The following is an 18,121-nucleotide window of genomic DNA, read 5'->3' on the forward strand; positions in this document are numbered from 1 at the left end:
AAATAGCTTAAAACCAAAAAGCTAGTTCGGTGATTGCAGTCGATCGCGCTCTTTTTTATCGATGCCGCGTTCGTTATCCTCCAACCTAAAGTTTCCGAAATTATAGGTAAATCCAAAGCGGATAAATTGAGTCTCAGGCCGTCTTCGGTAAAAGTTGTCCTGATTCAAATACTTAGAGCGGTAAGTGGGAACATATTGTTCCAAAATATCCTCAGCGGCAAGCGATACTGTAACTTTATTATCAAAGAGGGTCTTTCTTAAGCCTATGGTAAGATTGAATTGTTCATCGGACACATATGATCCAAAAAGAAACTTGGAAATATAGGTGCCCGCTATCTCTCCCGTAAAGGTACCATCTTTGGAAAGGGTTAAATAATTCCCTAAATAGGCATAAACGCCATTAACTTCGTTTGTGTACGGAACATTGCCGCTTTCTTCGGCCAAAAAGGTCTCTTCTTCGTGAAAAAGGGACGTATAAGCATACATAAACCAAGCTGGGGCAATGGATTTGCTCAAGGTAAAGTCCAGCCCGTAGGACTTACTGTCCAAAACATTCTGTTTGAATTCTACCAAGGTTTGGTTTTGGTTATCCTGAAACACCAAATAGGCAATATTACTGCCATTGTCACGATAGTACACGTCGAAGAAAAACTCACTGTTCAGGGTGTAATTAAAATTGAAGTTGTTGCTGAAGCTCGGTCTCAAGCTTGGATTTCCTTCTTCAAAATCATTCTCGTTGTAAAAAAATCGAAAAGGATTCAGATCGTTGTACTTGGGCCGGTTTATATTTCTTCCATAATCAAACGCAAAGCTATGTTTGTCAGATGGCGAATACAGCAAATAAACAGATGGGAAGGGTTCAAAAAAGTCTTGGGTGTTGGTCTCGCCCAAGGTAATCGAATTCCCTTTGGCCTTGGTAAGCTCCCCACGAACACCAAGTTTCATGGACCATTTCTCCCAGTTTTTTACTAAGCTCATATAAGCCGCGTAAACATCTTCATCATAAATATATCTGTCGGATTGGGATGCGTCCACGGTGTTGCTCGATCCATTGAAATTGAAAAAGTCCATAGTATTCTCCGAAGTAATCGAAGATAGCTTGGCCCCGGATTCAAAAGACATACTGCCAATAGGTGTAGAATAATCCAGTTGTCCGGTAAAAATCTTTATCTCTTGATCGGAATCGGTATCAAATCCAAAATCCCTTAAAAAGGAACCGTTGGCATCAAAATAACTGGTGGACAGTCGTTGAAACATTTCTCCATTGAAGTACGTATAATGTCCGTTTGCTCTAATCTGCGCGCCCTCCTTCTTTAATTTATGCATATAGGTAAGATCAAAGGCCAAGTTGGTATTGTCCAAATTAGAGCCGTTTCTCGTGGCAAAGGTGGAATCTAATTGTGCCTGTGCATTTCCCATATCGGTGTTTAGAACAGTTTCCTGCTCTTGATCTAGGTTAAACAGTAAATTGGAGGTTACATTCAGGCTGTTTTGAGCATCGAAAGTATAATCCAGGATAAAACTCGCATTTTGCGATTGCGATCTATTGGTTTGATCATAGTCAGTATCCCAAACAGAGAAAACGGCATCACTACTATCTATAAAATTGATGCCCTTGTTCGTTTTGTTGATTTCCTTTTGGGGGTTGATGGTGTAATTGGCAAACAAATTAAGCTTGTCCGTTTTGTAATAATGGCTTGTACCCATGCTAAACTTGGGAAAAACGGCTTGAGTGAAGGTTCCGTTTACACTGCCCTTATATCCCGGCACAATGTTTTTACTCGTTACAATGTTCAAAATAGGGCCGCCCTCGGCATCGTAACTTGCCGGAGGGTTGGCAATAACCTCTACCGATTTAATATTTGTTCCCGACAAGCCCTGTAGCAAATCTTGTACCTCCTGTCCGGATAACTGAACCTTCCTGTCGTTCAAGTAAACTGTTGCGTTCTGGCCACGAATCAACAATTGATCTTGATTTACGATGACTCCGGGCGTATTTTTTAGAATATCCCAAGATGTGCCCTGGGAGACCACTGTGTTTTCCACCGAAAAGACAAGTCTGTCCGGCAATCGCTGTAGCTTTGGCCTTTGGGCGGTGACCACCACTTCGTCCAGTTCGTTGTCCGATAAGGGAATGATCAATGCCCCTAGGGAAACATCGGTGGTAATATCCAAAGCCCTGGGTTCCGAGCCCCTCCCTACATAGCTTGCCTGTAAAAGATAAAGATCGGGTGCAACCTCAACAAGTTCAAAAAAACCTTCGTCGTTGGCAGAAGTCCCTTGAACAAAAGTGGAGTCGATGGCTCGAAGCAATAAAATATTGGCATATGGAACGATCTGGTTTTGCTCGTCCACAACCTTGCCCGTAACCTTATAGGTTTGTCCGTAAGTACAGCATATAGCAAAGAGTACCCATAAAATGGCAATGGTCAGGTTCTTCATTCGAGGTTTGGGTTGAACCTCAAATCTAAGAAATTATTTTTGAGGAATATAGGAGTCGATTTTTCTTATTTGTAAAAATGCATTTACAGGTATATAAAACAACTATATTTGCAGTTGATTATATCCCATTTTTGGGTATGTTATAGTTGATATGGAGAAGATCAGGAATTTTTGCATCATTGCGCACATAGACCATGGTAAAAGTACCTTGGCAGACCGTTTGTTGGACTTTACCGGTTCGGTCACCGAACGCGAAAAACAGGACCAGTTATTGGACAATATGGATTTGGAACGCGAACGTGGCATAACCATAAAAAGCCACGCCATCCAAATGGAGTACGTCCACAACGGAGAAAAATATGTGCTTAACCTGATCGATACCCCCGGGCACGTGGATTTCTCCTACGAAGTATCCCGATCCATTGCCGCATGTGAGGGCGCACTTTTAGTGGTAGATGCCGCGCAGAGCATTCAGGCACAGACCATTTCCAACCTCTATCTTGCGCTGGAAAATGATCTGGAAATAATTCCCGTACTCAACAAAGTTGATTTACCAAGCGCCAATCCTGAAGAGGTTACCGATGATATTGTGGATCTTTTAGGGTGCTCCCCAGAAGATGTAATTCCTGCAAGTGCAAAAACAGGCCTCGGTATCCAAGACATATTAACAGCGATAATAGAACGTGTTCCTGCCCCAAAAGGCAATCCCAATGAGTCGCTTCAAGCTCTTGTTTTTGATTCTGTTTACAACCCGTTCAGAGGGGTCGAAACCTATTTTAGGGTGGTAAACGGAGAAATTACCAAAGGACAGAAAATTAAATTTGTCGCCACAGGAAAGTCTTATGAGGCCGATGAAATCGGAACCTTAAAATTGACGCAGGTGCCAAAAAAGAAAATTTCCACAGGAGATGTGGGCTATTTGATCACCGGCATCAAAGATGCCCGAGAAGTTAAAGTGGGTGATACCATTACGGATTCTGCACATCCCACCAAAAACCCGATTGGCGGGTTTGAGGATGTAAAACCTATGGTTTTTGCCGGTATTTACCCTGTTGACACCGAAGATTTTGAAGATTTGCGTTCTTCCATGGAAAAACTGCAGTTGAACGACGCCTCTTTGGTATTTACCCCAGAGAGCAGTGCCGCATTGGGCTTTGGTTTCCGATGTGGGTTCCTGGGCATGTTGCACATGGAAATTATACAGGAACGTTTGGAACGTGAGTTCGATATGACGGTAATAACCACGGTGCCCAACGTGAGCTACCATGCATACACCACCAAAGGTGATGAAAAACCAATTATCGTAAACAACCCTTCCGACTTACCCGACCCTTCGACCATAGATCGGGTAGAAGAACCGTACATTAAAGCGACCATTATCACAAAAGCTGATTTTGTGGGCAACGTAATGTCGCTCTGTATCGAGAAACGCGGGCAAATCGTCAACCAAACCTATTTGACCACCGAACGTGTAGAGTTGATTTTTGATATGCCCTTGGCAGAAATCGTATTTGATTTTTACGATCGTTTAAAAACTGTATCCAAAGGCTATGCCTCTTTTGATTATTCCCCGATCGGAATGCGCCAATCAAAACTGGTAAGGGTAGATATTTTGTTGAACGCCCAACCCGTAGATGCGCTTTCCGCTTTGGTTCACTTTGACAACGCCTACCATATAGGTAAAAAGATGTGCGAAAAACTGAAAGAGTTGATTCCAAGGCAGCAATTCGACATCCCGATACAGGCGGCCATTGGTTCCAAGATCATTTCCAGGGAGACCATTAAAGCCCTGCGAAAAGATGTTACCGCAAAATGTTACGGTGGGGACATTTCGCGTAAGCGTAAGCTATTGGAAAAGCAGAAAAAAGGTAAAAAGCGAATGCGCCAAGTAGGTAATGTGGAAATTCCACAACAAGCTTTTATGGCCGTTCTAAAGTTGAATGATTAACTTGGAAAGCTAAAGGTTTTTACCTATTCTTCCGCCCCATTATCCACATCGGCTTCCAATATTTTACCAAGGTAAACCAATTTATAGCCTTCTCCTTTAGGGGAGAAATCCTTACTGTTGGCAGGTATTATATCAATACTACCACTAGGTGATTTGGTGAACAGCGGAACTATATCCCTCATCTTTTTGGTGATGTCGATCAAGCTATCGTAATGTTCCTTGTTCTTAAGGTCAATTTCATGGATGGTAGGATGTTTCCGAACGGTATCCATCAATTGAATAAAATCATCGGTGTGGGAAAACAGTCCTTCTTTTGGGTTGTTCTCCGGATCGTTGACTTCCTCTGTGTTCACCAAACGGAAAGCGCCGTTCTCCCCAAACTGTTTCTGAAACTTATTAATCGCAAATTTGTTAATGTCCGAGTTGCCGGTCAACGCCATGAGATAGCCCATGTCGTTCAACTCGATATTGTCGGTTAGCGAATCAGAAAAAATGTTGGCCGTAATCGCTTCCATACCAAGCTTTTTGGCTTTTTCCACATTGTTCTGGTTGTTATCGATCAGAACAACATGCCTATTGTTCTTTCTAAGGTAATTCCCTATTAGCCTGGAGAGCTTGGATGCGCCGATAATCAGAATGCCTTCAGATTTTTTCAAGAAGACGCCCACAAGTTTTGCAAAAAACCTTGCGGTGGTAGCGTTCAACAAAACGGTGCCCAAAACAATCATAAACACCAATGGGGTAATGTATTCTGCCCCGGGCTCCCCCCTTTGCATCAGTTTAGAACCAAAAAGAGAGGCAATACCAGCAGCAACGATACCTCTTGGCCCCACCCAGCCGATAAATAGCTTCTCGTTAAATTTTAAATTGGATCCCTGCGAACTTAAAAATACACCCAACGGCCGTATTATAAATACAATTACGGCAAATAGAGCTACCGTGTTCCAGGTATAGATCAGTTCCAAATCGCTCATATTGATGTTGGCCGCCAACAAAATAAATAAGATAGAGATCAGCAGAACACTAAGGGATTCCTTAAAATACAGCAGTTCCTTTAAATTGGGGAGGTTCATGTTCCCCATAACCATTCCCATTACCACAACGGCCAATAGTCCCGACTCGTGTGCAAAAAGGTCGGACTCTACGTAAACCAACAATACTGTTGATAAAGAAACCACGTTCAACAAATAATGGGGTATAAAATTTCTTTTTATGGCAAAGGCAAGTGCATGGGCAAACGTAAACCCGAATGTGGTTCCGAACAAAATAATCTTGCCGAACTCGATCAAAGCCGTTTGGGTAAATGCCTGTCCTTCCCCAACACTTATAAACTCAAAAACCAATACAGCAACGAGCGCGCCTATGGGATCTATCAAAATTCCTTCCCATTTTAGAACGGCCGACACATCTTTTTTAAGGGGAATGTTCCGTAGAATTGGTGTGATCACGGTTGGTCCCGTAACAATGATCAAACCGGAGAACAAAAAGGAAATTTGCCACGATAACCCGAAAATATAATGTGCGGCCACACCAGCTCCAAAGAAAGTCACAATGGTTCCAATGGTTATCAATTTTGTGATTACCGGACCAACATTTGATATTTCTGCCCTTTTAAGGGTAAGTCCTCCCTCGAATAGGATTACACTAATGGCCAAAGAAACAAAATAGTAGAGTCCCTCCCCCGGGAATAGGCCTTTATTGCCGTTCCAAATAGGTTCTATAAGTTTAGATCCGTCTTCAGTGTACAGGGTGGCAATGGGGCCAACCAACAAACCTATTAAAATGAGGGGTAGAATCGCAGGCAGTTTAAAGCGCCAAGCTACCCATTGTGCAATAATGCCAAGAATTATAATTCCCGCAAGTTCGACCATGGTGCAAGTTTTGCGGAAATTTAATGTTTTTCTTTTAGATTATCGTTCCGCTCTAATCGCCACAATCGAAATCGGGTCAAATGCCGATGTCGATTTAAGCAGATTCAAGGGGCGAATGTATTACCATGAACCCTTTTTTGTTAAAATACGGCTAATAAATCTTTATTTTTTCGGCAATTGGGTGGGGCTTTTCTTATTTTGCAGACCATTTTATTTTCTACATGACAATTTATCCCATAGAAACAGGAAATTTTAAGTTGGACGGCGGTGCTATGTTCGGTGTAGTGCCCAAATCCATATGGAATAAAACAAATCCTGCCGATGCCAATAACATGATCGACCTTGCAGCTCGCTGTCTTTTGATTGAAGACGGTGAACGTCTTATTTTGATCGACAATGGCCTGGGCAACAAGCAGTCAGAAAAGTTTTTTGGTTACTATTATCTCTGGGGCGATCATTCCTTGGACAAATCCTTAAAAAATGCCGGATTTCATCGTGATGATGTAACCGATGTTTTCTTGACCCACCTACATTTTGACCATTGTGGTGGAAGCATTCAATGGAACATGGATCGCACAGGATACGAGCCAGCTTTTAAAAATGCACGCTTTTGGACCAATAAAGACCACTGGGAGTGGGCCACAAAACCCAATGCAAGGGAAAAGGCCTCCTTTTTAAAAGAAAATCTTTTGCCTATGCAGGAAAGCGGTCAACTCCATTTTATTGATCGAAAAGAAAGTTCCTTTTTACAAGAATCCGAGCTTGGATTTGGAATCCATTTTGTAGATGGACATACGGACAAACAAATGCTACCACATTTAAATTATAAAGGAAAGACCATGGTTTTTGTAGCAGACTTGATTCCTACGGTGGGACATATACCCCTACCCTATGTAATGGGCTACGATACACGGCCACTGTTAACACTACAGGAAAAGGCTTCATTTTTGGAAAAAGCTGTAGACAATGATTGGTTATTACTGTTCGAACACGATGCCCATAACCAGATCTGTTCCCTGAAAAGGACCGAAAAGGGAGCCCGTTTGGACCAGCTTTTCTCTTACAACGAATTGTTCAACACACAATAAATCCTCACTCACATAATAAAATAATTATATGAAATATACATATCGCAAACTATCGTTCTTTGCCTTGGGCGCATCTCTTTTTCTTATGGGATGTGGTTCCACCACATTGGTATCGACCCCTGTTGAAAATATCGATGCCGTACCTTTAAAAGTTTCCGAACTTACCGATGCGGAGAAAAAAAATTGGGGTCACTTGGACCTTATCGCGGATACCATTCCCGGAATGAGTGTGGACAAGGCCTACAGAGAAATCATTAAAAACAGAAAGGGAAAAACAGTTGTAGTTGCCGTTCTCGATTCTGGAATGGACCTAGATCACGAAGACCTTAAGCCCGTGCTTTGGACGAACAAGGACGAAATTCCCAATAATGGTAAAGATGATGACGGTAACGGATATGTAGACGATGTGCACGGCTATAACTTTTTGGGCAAGTCGTACAACGAACAACTGGAATATGTTAGAATGCTCCGTTTAAACATAGGTGATGCCTCCGATAGGGCTGCCGCAAGGTTAAAATTGGATAAAGAATATCCCGAAGCATTGCAGAACAAGCAACAGTACGAGCAAATTTTCCAAGTGGTAAAAGGAGCCGATGAAGTTGTAAAAAAGGAATTGGGCAAGGACTCCTACACCAAAGAAGATTTACTATCGATTGAGGCAAAGGCCCCTCAAATGGAACAAACCATTGCTGTTTTAACACAAATGTTCACCTACGGCGACAGTATTGAAAAAGTATTGTCTGAACTGGAGGAAGGTATTACCTACTTTACGGAACAAGTAAACTACAACCTCAACAAAGATTTTAATGGCCGAACTCCCGTAGGGGACGACCCATACGACATCACAGATATTGTATACGGAAATGGCAACCCAAATAATATGGTGGAAACCGAGAGCCATGGAACGCATGTGGCGGGAATTATAGCCGCCCAAAGGAACAATGGTATCGGAATAAACGGTGTTGCAAAGAATGTCGAAATTATGAGTATCAGAGCCGTTCCCAACGGGGATGAGTATGATAAAGATATTGCATTGGGCATACGATATGCCGTGGACAATGGGGCGTCCATTATCAACTGTAGTTTCGGAAAATCTTTCTCGCCAAAGGCCGAGTGGGTCTACGACGCCATAAAATACGCAGAGTCCAAAGATGTTTTGATCGTACATGCCGCCGGCAACGATGGCTTGGACCTACAACTGCCAGAAAACAAAAACTTCCCGAACGATCACAAGTTTGAAAATATGGAGTTTGTGGACAACTTAATTACTGTAGGTGCCCTAACGAGCAGCTATGGGTCGGAAATGGTGGCATCATTTTCCAACTATGGAAGTCAAAACGTGGACATTTTTGCTCCAGGAGCAAAAATTTATTCCACCATGCCCAACAATACTTACGAATTTCAAGGGGGGACCTCAATGGCCGCTCCGGCTGTTGCGGGCATTGCAGCGCTGATCCGTTCTTTTCATCCAGATCTTACCGCGGCACAAGTAAAGAGCATCATCATGCAATCGGGTCTGCAAACAAAAACTTCCGTTATTGTGGCCGGCGATGAGAGCAAAGCCATGTCTTTTGATAAAATTTCCAAGTCCGGCAAAATGGCAAATGCCTATAATGCCTTAATTTTAGCAAATAACATTTCAAACGGTAAAATGACCCTAGAAAGCAATTCCAAATAACATATGAAGCGTTTAAAATCATTCCTTTTTTCAGCCTTTTTAGGAGCTAGTTTCTTCCTAAGTGCACAAAATTCAAGTAGCTGGCAACAGCATGTGGACTACACCATGGATGTGCAAATGGACGTAAAGACCTATCGATACACTGGCACCCAGAAATTGGTCTATACCAACAACTCACCAGATGAATTGAGTCGCGTTTACTATCACTTGTTTTTCAATGCCTTTCAACCGGGCAGTGAAATGGACATTAGGCTCCAAAACATTAAAGATCCGGACAAAAGAATGATGGAGGGCGACAAAAGCAGAATTGCTTCGCTTTCTGAAGACGAAATAGGGTATTTGCACGCAAAAACATTAACCCAAGATGGACAGTCCGTTGATTTTACCGAAGAAGGGACCATTCTAGTGGTGGATTTGGCCAAACCGATTCCTTCTGGGGGCAAAACTACGTTAGAAATGACTTTTGATGGCCAAGTGCCGTTACAGATCAGACGTTCTGGAAGAAACAGCAAGGAAGGTGTTGCCCTTTCCATGAGCCAATGGTACCCAAAACTTTCTGAATACGATTTTGAAGGGTGGCACGCAAACCCGTATATAGCTCGTGAGTTCCACGGCGTATGGGGCGATTATGATGTAAAAATCACATTGGACAAAGAATACACGATTGGGGGCACCGGATATCTCCAAAACCCGAATGAAATAGGGCATGGTTACGAAACCCCGGGCACAAAGGTAAAAACCAAAGGAAAAACGCTGACTTGGCATTTTAAAGCCCCTATGGTACACGATTTTATGTGGGGAGCGGACCCTGATTATATTCACGATGTATACCAGATGGAAAATGGGCCCACGCTCCATTTCTTTTACAAGGACAAGCCCGAACTCCAAGAAAACTGGAAAAACCTTCAGCCCAAAACGGCAGAAGCCATGACTTTTTTCAGTAACAACATAGGAAAATACCCATACGATCAATATTCTGTTGTGCAAGGTGGAGATGGGGGTATGGAATATGCCATGAGTACCTTGATCACCGGTGAACGTGAATTTGGAAGTTTGGTCGGTGTTATGGTGCACGAAATGGCACACTCTTGGTTCCAGCACGTACTGGCCACCAACGAATCCAAACACGAATGGATGGATGAAGGGTTTACATCTTTCATTAGTAGTCTGTGCATGAACCAAATTATGGAACAGAACAAGCAAAATCCATTCGAAGGATCGTACAGAGGGTATTACGCCTTGGTAAACTCTGGTTTGGAAATGCCCCAAGCTACCCACGCCGATCGGTACACCACCAATTTTGCCTATGGCATTTCTGCCTATAGCAAAGGTTCTATTTTCTTGTCCCAGTTAGGTTACATAATCGGTCAGGATAAATTAATGGAGACCATAAAAAAGTATTTCGATGATTTCAAGTTCAAACATCCTGTTCCCAACGATATTAAAAGGACTGCCGAAAAGGTATCTGGAATGGAGCTTGGTTGGTATTTGACCGATTGGACACAAACAACCAACACCATCGACTACGGCATTAAAAGTGTCGAGGCGGATGGCGAAAAAACCAAGATAACCATGGAACGTATTGGCGAAATGCCCATGCCACTGGATATTTTGGTGGTAAGCACGGACGGAACACAGGAAACCTTTTATGTTCCAATTCGAATGATGTATGGAGAAAAGGAAAACCCTTATCCCAACCTAAAGCGCACCGTTTTGGAAGATTGGCCTTGGGCATACCCTACCTACGAATTTACTGTGGAAATGCCATTGGAAAAGGTACAGGCCATAATGATCGACCCATCACAGTTAATGGCAGATGTCGATGGAGAAAACAATGTATACCAAGTAGAGGAATAGTCTCAATTTAGTAAACACAAATTTTAAGGGCGGCCAATTGTGTCGCCCTTTCTTGTTCTATATCGGACTTATTTGAGTAATTTGTCTTTAATAATGGAGCTGTCCGAACAATGTTAGAAAAAAACACCCATCCAACCACTACAGGGACCCAAAAGAATTTAAACAAAAGATCTTCAATGGATTTCTCTTTCCCAAAAAAAGAAAAGCTTACCAATAAAAAAGTGTTCGAAACTCTTTTTACAGAAGGGAAGGCCCTGCGTGAATTCCCATTACAACTCATTTACGTTAAGACTGCTCCCAATGGCGAGGTTCCCATAAAGGTTGCCGTGGTCGCCCCCAAAAAAAAGTTTAAGACCGCTGTGCAGCGCAATCGGATAAAACGCTTGTTGCGAGAAGCCTATCGGCTCAACAAGCCCATTATTTTTAACAACATTGAGGGAAACTTTGCGTTCATATTTTTATACCTTGGCAAGAAGACCCCAAATTTTAAAGAGGTAGATCTAGCCATGAAAAAGTTGTTGGAGTCATTTTTAAATAAAGAGTTCCATGAAAAGATTGATTAAAAAGCAGGTGCTTGTTCCCGTTTTGGCAGTGGCAATTTTTGTTGGGGCCAGCAGTTTTAAGAGCGACTTTTTTGAGATTGCAAAGCAGATAGAAATATTCACCACATTGTTCAAAGAACTCAACATGAACTATGTGGACGAGACCAATCCAGCAGAATTGATGGACTCGGCCATAAAAAACATGCTGGGCGAACTTGATCCCTACACCCAATTTTTGAATGAGCAGGATGTTGAATCCTACAAAATCAATAATTCTGGAGAATATTCCGGCATAGGTGCGCTCGTGCGCTCGTACGAAAGTAAATTGTTGGTTGTGGAACCTTATGAAGGATATGCGGCCGACAAAGCCGGTTTAAAGGCCGGGGACGAAATTATTAAAATAGGTGAAACATTGGTTGCCGATTTCGACGACAATGCGGGAGAACTTCTAAAAGGAGCGAACAATTCCACGGTAGAGGTAACATTTGTGAGACAGGGAGAAACCAAAACCACCTCCATTACCCGGGAAGGTGTAGAGGTCGATGCGGTTCCTTTTTATGATATGATCGATGAAAAAACCGGTTATATTGTACTTGCCCGTTTTAATAGAAAGGCATCCAAACAGACGCAATTGGCCCTGCAGGACCTTAAAGGTCGAGGCGCTGAGCGTTTGGTTTTGGATTTAAGGGGAAATCCGGGGGGATTGCTCTCCGAAGCCATAAACGTTACGAACTTGTTTGTGCCCAAAGGAGAATTGATCGTTACCACAAAATCGAAAGTAAAAAAGTTCAACCAAGAATATAGGACCAAGAACAAGCCGGAAGATGTAGATATTCCTTTAGTTGTTCTTATAAACGGAAAAAGTGCCTCCGCCAGTGAAATAGTCTCGGGCGGTTTGCAGGATTTGGACCGTGCCGTAATCGTGGGGGCCAGAAGCTTTGGGAAAGGTTTGGTTCAACGTCCGCTCAAACTCACCTATGGAACACAGTTAAAGGTTACCATATCCAGGTATTATACCCCTTCCGGAAGATGTATCCAGTCTTTGGATTATTGGAACCGGGATGCTGAAGGAAATGCAGTTCGAAACACCAAGTTTAATGAGTTCACCACAAAAAACGGCCGAAAAGTTTGGGACGGTGGCGGTGTTATGCCCGATGTAACCATTGAATCGTTAAAAACCAATTCCCTTATCGATGCTCTGGAGGCGAACAATATTATTTTTGATTTTGCAACGAACTATTTCTACGAACATAATTTCGATGATGTTAGCGATTTCTCATTTTCGGAAAGTGATTATATGACTTTCAAATCCTATGTAAAAGAACAGAACTTTACATTTCAGACAAAAACGGAAAAGCTTTTAGAAGAGTCTATCAACGCCGATGATTCGCTTTTAGGGCAAGATGTACAGGAAAAATACAAAGACCTCTTATTGGCCGTAAACCGGGGCAAGATCACCGCGTTGGACAGCTATAAAAAAGAAATTCAGAAAAACCTGGAAGACGAGATCATCACCCGATACTTTTATCGCAACGGTCTCTATAAATATTATTTAAACCACGACGATGCCATTTTAACTGCCAAAGAACTATTGGCCAACACTAGTGAATACAATGGTATTTTACAATAAGATTTGGTAGCCAACAACCCATATTGGGTATCTGTCAACTCATAAGGGTCAACCGTCAATTGTTTGGGTCAGGGTAGGTTTTTAGATACTACCTTAAACCAAAAACTGCACATGACCTACACAATACTTACCTTGGCCTTGGTAGGCTTAGTTTTGCTTTTTTGGCTTTATCATTTAATGAGAAATTGTTTTTCAAGATCGTTTTGTATCCTAAAGAGTCAAAAAAGTGGTTCCACTTCAACTACTGAAGCTTCTATAATATCAGTTACAACAATTAAAAACCATAAGAAACCACTATTGGAACTTTTAGTGCTTTTCGAAAACTTTTCAGGGCATTATATCCAAAGAAAAATTAGAGTTTGGGACAGTAAGCCAGAACTCGGGAGGTTTCAAATGGATAAAAAAATACCCATGGGCCTCAATATTGCGAGAAAACCGAAAGACCCAATCTATTTATCACAACAAATGTGTCGGTTTTCCTTTGGTTTTGTAATTCTATGTAGCTTAAAAGCAGTTATCTATGTGATTGGTTGCTATGTTCTTGTCAGTGAATCACTTGGGAAAATTTTTTTAAACCAAGAGCATTACGAAGTAGTTTTTAAATCGTCCAATACCTGGCAGATAGGAATGCTTCTTTTGGGGCTTAGTTTTTTTCTTTATTTGTTATTGGAAAAAATTGGTGTTTTGGTAAACGGTAAAACCATGCACCAAAATTGGGATATTTTGTACTATGGGATTGGAGCTACAGCAAAAACGATGGGATATAAAAAAACTGGAACAAAAATCAACAATAACCTAGTAGTACAGTTCCAATATACTTTTGTTGACATTGCCGGAGATAATATTTATGGCTCCGATAAAAAAGTCATCCATGAAAATCAATCTCCAGAAGAAATAGATCATCTCCAAATTATGTATTTACCATACAACCCATCTGTTTCACGAATTTCCGAAAACCTGGAATCATTGGAATTCAATCGATTTCTCAATATCCTGTTTATGATAGTCAGTTTTATTTTTTCGGTGGTGTTCATCTTTTCATTTTATAAAACTGTTTTTCATTCATGAAATTAGAATTAATTAAAAAGGAATAAATCCTATTTTTGGGCATGCAAAAACTAAAGGTATGTGAACTTTTTGCCGGTGTGGGCGGGTTTCGTTTGGGACTGGAAAACACAGGACATTATCAAGTGGTCTGGAGCAACCAATGGGAACCCTCTACTAAAATGCAGCACGCATCCTTGGTTTACGAAGCCCGTTTTGGAAAGGTAAATCACTCGAATTCCAATATCGAAACGGTACCTACCAAAGATATTCCCGACCACGATATACTAGTGGGCGGATTTCCCTGCCAAGATTATTCCGTGGCCACATCTTTAAAAAACTCCAAAGGTCTTTTAGGTAAAAAAGGGGTGCTTTGGTGGTCTATTCATCGTATCCTTTCAGAAAAAAAGAACAAACCAAAATATCTTTTTTTAGAAAATGTGGATCGTTTGTTAAAATCGCCTTCCACTCAACGTGGTCGTGATTTTGCAGTGATGCTGCGCAGTCTATCAGATTTGGGCTATGCGGTGGAATGGCGAGTAATAAATGCGGCCGATTATGGGATGCCACAGCGCCGAAGGCGCGTTTTTTTTCTGGCCTATTTAAAAGGGACCACATTACATTCCAAACTAAGAAAAACCCTGCCAAATAAATGGATTTTGGAAAAAGGTACATTTGCCGAGACTTTTCCCGTGGACCAAAATACGCCAAAACCCGTTTCTTTTGTTTTAAAAGAAAATTTGGTCTCCTTATCCGAAACTTTTAACAGTAAAAAAGAACTTTCTCCGTTCTTAAACTCGGGTATTTGCTTAAACGGTAAGGTCACAACCATAAAAACCAATCCCGATTTTGATGGAACCAAAACGGTTCTTTCCGACATTTTGGAAAATGACTGCATTGCTCCAGAATATTACATTAATGAGTCCGATATGCCCAAGTGGGAATATTTAAAAGGCTCCAAAAAAGAAATACGCAAGACCAAAGCAGGTTTTGAATACAATTACAGCGAGGGCGGTATGGTTTTCCCCGATGCCCTTGATCAACCTTCCAGAACTATTATAACCGGTGAGGGCGGTAAATCCCCATCCCGGTTTAAACACGTGATCCAAACCTCCAAGGGACCACGAAGACTTTTACCAGTTGAATTGGAACGGTTGAACATGTTTCCGGACAATCACACCAAATTGGAGGGTATTTCCGATACCAAACGCGCCTTTTTTATGGGCAACGCCCTGGTGGTCGGGATTGTGGAAAAGATAGGTGCTTCCCTGTTCCGGAAAATAAACGAAGTTGAAAAGCAAATTCAAAGCTGATCTAAAAAAAGAACAAAAATTAACCCCATTATTAGACTCGTATTACCAAAAACACTTGAAGCATTATAGTTTTGAGCGAATTTCCCAGCTTAAAAATCAATTACAGGGCATCGATGTTATCCTAAAGGATAAACGTTCTTCAAAACAGTTTTATGTTGATGAAAAAGCCCAACTGGATTATATTAACGAGAGCTTGCCCACTTTTGCTTTTGAATTGTTTTATCAGAAAAATGGAGTCCAAAAACAGGGTTGGCTCTTCGATGCCTCCAAAAAGACGCATTTTTATGCATTGGCCACCAGTATTTATTCGGATGAAGATGATCATTTTACCTCATGTAACATCACCATAGTAAATCGGGAAAAATTAATTCAACACTTAGATAAAGTTGAATTATCGCAAAAGCATCTGGAAAAAATTATTTCCAAAAACCCGATTGTCCATGGTAAATTGAATTTAGAACAACTAAACCCGAAAAGTAAAGGATATTTGTTCTTTTCTACCAAAAACAAGGCAGAAAAGCCGGTGAATCTTATCCTTAAATTAGAGTATTTGATCAAAATTGGTGTAGCGAAAAGGTTGGTTTAAACAATTTTGTTACTCCAATTTATAAAGAAATCCATTTTTAAGGCAATAAAATCACAGCGTACTTCGACTTCGCTCAGCATCCCTGTGGCAAAACAGTATAAAATTACTCCTTCAACATTCTCCGATGTGGAATCCCATCTTCCAAATATTCTTCACCAGTGATCTTAAATCCCAATTCCGTATAAAATTTTAATAAATAGGATTGTGCGGAAATTTCAATGGGTTGATTCGGAAATCTTTGGTCTATCGCAGCAAGTGAGGCTTGCATAATCCGTTTTCCAAGACCATATTTACGTTGATCTTGGCTTACCACTACCCTACCGATACTTACATTGTTGAAATAATCCCCTGGTTTAAAAATTCGAGTGTAGGCAACTATTTCACCATTTTTTGTGCCTATAATATGAAGGGCCTTTTGATCTTTGTTGTCCACATCTTGGTACACACAATCCTGTTCCACTACAAAAACTTCGCTGCGGAGACGTAAAATTTGGTAGAGCTCTTCTGTAGTGAGCTGATTGAACGTTTTTATGGCCACTTCCATTAGTCCTGGACTATTATGCTTTTGGAATCGCACTTATCAAACTCTGGTTGTATGTTCACATGGTTGATTCCATGTTTATGGTATACGTGCTCTTCTATCTTTTCCAAAATTTCATCGAACTCCGATAGACGGATATCTTCTTTAAAATCGATATGTGCTTCCATATGAACTTCTTCTTCATTGAGTTGCCAAATATGGACATGGTGCACATTTTTAACTGGATCTATAGTACAAATAGATTCCACAATGTCCTGAATCACGACCGATTTTGGGGTAAAAAGCATTAACACTTTTGTGGATTCCTTCAATAGATCGTATCCCATATAAATAAGGTAGATTCCAATGATCATGGTCAATACGGCATCTACCCAATAAATTTCAAAATACTTCATTAATATACCGCCTACCAAAACTGCCACGGAGGCCATCATATCCGTGAGCAAATGCAAATAGGCAGATTTCATGTTCATGTTATGGTCAGAGTCCTTTTTTAGGAGAAGAACACTGAATCCATTGAACATAATAGCGATCAATGCCAACCAAATTACCAGATTGGATTCAATTTGTTGGGGATCTAACAACCTTTCAACAGCTTCTTTCATTAAAATTATGGCCACAACCACTAAGGTTGCCGCGTTTACAAATGCGGCCAAAATCTCTGCTCGCTTATATCCGAACGTTTTTTTTCTACATGCTTGTTTTTTGCCCAACCTTTGAGCAACAAAACTTATGATCAGCGAAAGTACATCGCTAAAATTATGGAGTGCGTCCGACAGCAAAGCCAAACTACCGGAGAGCAAACCCCCTATAACTTGTGCCACCGTTATTCCAATATTAAGGAATATGGAAATAAGCAGATTTCTTCCTTTTAGATCGGAATGGTCATGTGAATGGTGATGGTGGTGATGGCCCATATCACTTATCTACATGGTATTTTTTCTATCCTGCGTTCGTGCCTGCCCCCATCGAATTTGGTGTTTAAAAAAGTATCAACCATTTCCAAGGCCTGCGGTAGAGATATAAAACGTGCCGGTAAGCTCAAGATATTGGCATCGTTGTGTTCTCTTGCCAGCTGTGTGATCTCCTTGTTCCAACATAGTGCTCCCCTTACGTTCTGGTGTTTGTTAATCGTCATGGTAGCACCATTGCCACTACCACAGAGAACAATACCCATATCTACCTTACCTTTGGCCACATCGGTGGCTACAGGGTGGGTAAAATCCGGATAATCCACACTATCCGAACCATCGGTACCATAATTGACAACTTCTATACCCTTGGATTTTAATAGGCCAATAATGGCCAATTTATAATCTGTTCCGGCGTGGTCGTTTCCTATCGCAATTTTCATGTTTTTGTATTAAAATGGATGCTAAACAAAGGTACGATATCTTTTAATGGGATGCTGTTTATAAAAATGGGAAGCTTTTTGCATTTAGTTAAAAAACAAACACTTAACAACATCTATATTTTGTTAATTCTTTTAAGAAAAAATATGGTAACGAAATTTTGATTTCTAATAAAATATATCAGTAGTAATAATTATTTAACCTTGACTATAGATTTCATTAAAAATTA

General features: G+C 41.1%; 14 protein-coding genes. 9 read left to right on the forward strand and 5 right to left on the reverse strand.

All coding sequences use genetic code 11. From position 1 onward, the window contains the following. Positions 1-21: 21 nt before the first annotated feature. Positions 22-2,442 carry an outer membrane beta-barrel family protein gene (locus ABTP35_RS06590; protein WP_293298108.1) on the reverse strand — a complete coding sequence of 807 codons (2,421 nt, stop codon included), beginning with the start codon at positions 2,440-2,442 and terminating at the stop codon, positions 22-24. Between the two features lie 151 nt (positions 2,443-2,593). Here ABTP35_RS06590 and lepA point away from each other — a divergent pair, with 151 nt between their 5' ends. Beyond that, on the forward strand, positions 2,594-4,390 hold the full coding sequence (gene lepA, locus ABTP35_RS06595) for a translation elongation factor 4 (protein ID WP_224836001.1): 1,797 nt from the start codon (positions 2,594-2,596) through the stop codon (positions 4,388-4,390). Between the two features lie 23 nt (positions 4,391-4,413). On the opposite strand, the gene ABTP35_RS06600 is transcribed toward lepA, so the two are convergent. Next, the gene (locus ABTP35_RS06600) at positions 4,414-6,261 is read right to left on the reverse strand and encodes a sodium:proton antiporter (RefSeq protein WP_224835998.1); all 1,848 of its coding nucleotides are present in this window, start codon (positions 6,259-6,261) and stop codon (positions 4,414-4,416) included. Positions 6,262-6,482: 221 nt separating this feature from the next. On the opposite strand from ABTP35_RS06600, the gene ABTP35_RS06605 reads away from it, so the two are divergent. The 8 genes from ABTP35_RS06605 (at position 6,483) to ABTP35_RS06640 (ending at position 15,999) form a co-directional block, all read left to right on the forward strand. Next, complete coding sequence (locus tag ABTP35_RS06605; RefSeq protein ID WP_293298105.1) at positions 6,483-7,349, forward strand: MBL fold metallo-hydrolase; 867 nt, start codon at positions 6,483-6,485, stop codon at positions 7,347-7,349. 28 nt (positions 7,350-7,377) lie between these two features. Next, positions 7,378-9,027, forward strand: coding sequence for a S8 family peptidase (locus tag ABTP35_RS06610; RefSeq protein WP_293298103.1), 1,650 nt, complete (start codon positions 7,378-7,380; stop codon positions 9,025-9,027). 3 nt (positions 9,028-9,030) lie between these two features. Continuing rightward, positions 9,031-10,884, forward strand: coding sequence for a M1 family metallopeptidase (locus tag ABTP35_RS06615; RefSeq protein ID WP_293298101.1), 1,854 nt, complete (start codon positions 9,031-9,033; stop codon positions 10,882-10,884). A 176-nt stretch (positions 10,885-11,060) separates the two neighbouring features. Beyond that, positions 11,061-11,447 carry a ribonuclease P protein component gene (rnpA, locus tag ABTP35_RS06620; RefSeq protein WP_224835994.1) on the forward strand — a complete coding sequence of 129 codons (387 nt, stop codon included), beginning with the start codon at positions 11,061-11,063 and terminating at the stop codon, positions 11,445-11,447. Then, complete coding sequence (locus tag ABTP35_RS06625; RefSeq protein WP_293298099.1) at positions 11,431-13,056, forward strand: S41 family peptidase; 1,626 nt, start codon at positions 11,431-11,433, stop codon at positions 13,054-13,056. The genes rnpA and ABTP35_RS06625 overlap by 17 nt, the downstream gene beginning before the upstream one ends. Positions 13,057-13,353: 297 nt before the next feature. Continuing rightward, on the forward strand, positions 13,354-14,124 hold the full coding sequence (locus tag ABTP35_RS06630) for a hypothetical protein (RefSeq protein ID WP_375334502.1): 771 nt from the start codon (positions 13,354-13,356) through the stop codon (positions 14,122-14,124). Between the two features lie 41 nt (positions 14,125-14,165). Next, the gene (gene dcm, locus ABTP35_RS06635; protein ID WP_293298095.1) at positions 14,166-15,413 is read left to right on the forward strand and encodes a DNA (cytosine-5-)-methyltransferase; all 1,248 of its coding nucleotides are present in this window, start codon (positions 14,166-14,168) and stop codon (positions 15,411-15,413) included. Positions 15,414-15,468: 55 nt separating this feature from the next. Beyond that, positions 15,469-15,999: a hypothetical protein gene (locus ABTP35_RS06640; protein ID WP_293298093.1), complete on the forward strand. Its 531-nt coding sequence runs from the start codon at positions 15,469-15,471 to the stop codon at positions 15,997-15,999. Between the two features lie 103 nt (positions 16,000-16,102). Here ABTP35_RS06640 and ABTP35_RS06645 read toward each other — a convergent pair whose 3' ends face one another. Genes ABTP35_RS06645 through ABTP35_RS06655 form a run of 3 tightly spaced genes read right to left on the reverse strand, consistent with a single transcriptional unit; the run spans position 16,103 to position 17,894 of the window. Beyond that, positions 16,103-16,543, reverse strand: a complete 441-nt coding sequence (locus ABTP35_RS06645; RefSeq protein WP_293298091.1) for a GNAT family N-acetyltransferase — start codon at positions 16,541-16,543, stop codon at positions 16,103-16,105. Further along, the gene (locus ABTP35_RS06650; RefSeq protein WP_224835987.1) at positions 16,543-17,457 is read right to left on the reverse strand and encodes a cation diffusion facilitator family transporter; all 915 of its coding nucleotides are present in this window, start codon (positions 17,455-17,457) and stop codon (positions 16,543-16,545) included. Before ABTP35_RS06650 ends, ABTP35_RS06645 begins: the two co-directional genes overlap by 1 nt. A 5-nt stretch (positions 17,458-17,462) precedes the next feature. After that, positions 17,463-17,894, reverse strand: coding sequence for an RpiB/LacA/LacB family sugar-phosphate isomerase (locus ABTP35_RS06655; protein ID WP_293298089.1), 432 nt, complete (start codon positions 17,892-17,894; stop codon positions 17,463-17,465). Between the last annotated feature and the right edge of the window lie 227 nt (positions 17,895-18,121).

The organism is Flagellimonas alginilytica (assembly GCF_042134605.1).
Classification (GTDB): Bacteria; Bacteroidota; Bacteroidia; order Flavobacteriales; family Flavobacteriaceae; genus Flagellimonas; species Flagellimonas alginolytica.

Bases quoted from the DNA above. Each gene is read 5' to 3' on its own strand.
- rnpA (WP_224835994.1), top strand. From the start codon at position 11,061: ATGGATTTCTCTTTCCCAAAAAAAGAAAAGCTTACCAATAAAAAAGTG.
- ABTP35_RS06590 (WP_293298108.1), bottom strand. From the start codon at position 2,442: ATGAAGAACCTGACCATTGCCATTTTATGGGTACTCTTTGCTATATGC.
- ABTP35_RS06600 (WP_224835998.1), bottom strand. From the start codon at position 6,261: ATGGTCGAACTTGCGGGAATTATAATTCTTGGCATTATTGCACAATGG.
- ABTP35_RS06655 (WP_293298089.1), bottom strand. From the start codon at position 17,894: ATGAAAATTGCGATAGGAAACGACCACGCCGGAACAGATTATAAATTG.
- ABTP35_RS06605 (WP_293298105.1), top strand. From the start codon at position 6,483: ATGACAATTTATCCCATAGAAACAGGAAATTTTAAGTTGGACGGCGGT.
- ABTP35_RS06610 (WP_293298103.1), top strand. From the start codon at position 7,378: ATGAAATATACATATCGCAAACTATCGTTCTTTGCCTTGGGCGCATCT.
- ABTP35_RS06615 (WP_293298101.1), top strand. From the start codon at position 9,031: ATGAAGCGTTTAAAATCATTCCTTTTTTCAGCCTTTTTAGGAGCTAGT.
- ABTP35_RS06625 (WP_293298099.1), top strand. From the start codon at position 11,431: ATGAAAAGATTGATTAAAAAGCAGGTGCTTGTTCCCGTTTTGGCAGTG.
- lepA (WP_224836001.1), top strand. From the start codon at position 2,594: ATGGAGAAGATCAGGAATTTTTGCATCATTGCGCACATAGACCATGGT.
- dcm (WP_293298095.1), top strand. From the start codon at position 14,166: ATGCAAAAACTAAAGGTATGTGAACTTTTTGCCGGTGTGGGCGGGTTT.
- ABTP35_RS06650 (WP_224835987.1), bottom strand. From the start codon at position 17,457: ATGGGCCATCACCACCATCACCATTCACATGACCATTCCGATCTAAAA.
- ABTP35_RS06645 (WP_293298091.1), bottom strand. From the start codon at position 16,543: ATGGAAGTGGCCATAAAAACGTTCAATCAGCTCACTACAGAAGAGCTC.